At 45.5% G+C, this 508-nt stretch carries 1 protein-coding gene and 1 pseudogene; both read left to right on the top strand.

The genetic code is table 11. The features are described 5' to 3' along the window. Positions 1-150: pseudogene (locus tag ACFINU_RS10455) on the top strand (phage tail protein); the annotation flags it as partial. Continuing rightward, a partial coding sequence (locus tag ACFINU_RS10450; RefSeq protein ID WP_375667747.1) for a phage major tail tube protein occupies positions 150-508 on the top strand: 359 nt, incomplete at its 3' end. The pseudogene ACFINU_RS10455 and the gene ACFINU_RS10450, both read left to right, overlap by 1 nt.

The raw sequence follows: 508 nt of genomic DNA, 5'->3' as shown, positions 1-508 counted from the left end.
CGCTGTACGCCTGATCTAGAGCTTAATACAGCAAGCGCCATTGAGAGCGGTAGAGTCTATTTCAATGTCGAATTCACCCCCACAACACCCGCAGAACATATCACGTTCCGTTCACGCATTGTGAATGATTACTTAGAGGAGATCTTTTAATGACCGTACCTGTTTTACCAAGAGTTTTGAAATATTTTAACATTTTTGTCGATGGTATTCCCTATCAGGCAAAATGTGAAAGTGTCACCCTACCAAATTTGAGTTTGGTCGTTGAAAGTTATCGCGGCGGTGGCATGGATAGTTCCATTGAGGTTGATCTTGGTCTTGAAACCCTCACGCTTAGCATGACCATTTCTGATTGCTCTCCAGAGTTAATGGCACTGTTAGGGCGCACGGATGTCAACATTTCATTGCGCAGTTCAATGCAAGCGCAAGGCACCCCCGCAGAAGGTGTTGTCATTACCATGAGAGGACTATGCAAAGGCTTTGAAATGGCAGAATGGCAACCGGGCAGCAA

The organism is Bartonella sp. AC130YNZD (assembly GCF_042196865.1).
In the GTDB taxonomy this organism is placed as follows: Bacteria; Pseudomonadota; Alphaproteobacteria; order Rhizobiales; family Rhizobiaceae; genus Bartonella.
The sequence above is the reverse complement of the archived record's forward strand: the minus strand, read 5'-3'. Positions and strand labels throughout refer to the sequence as shown.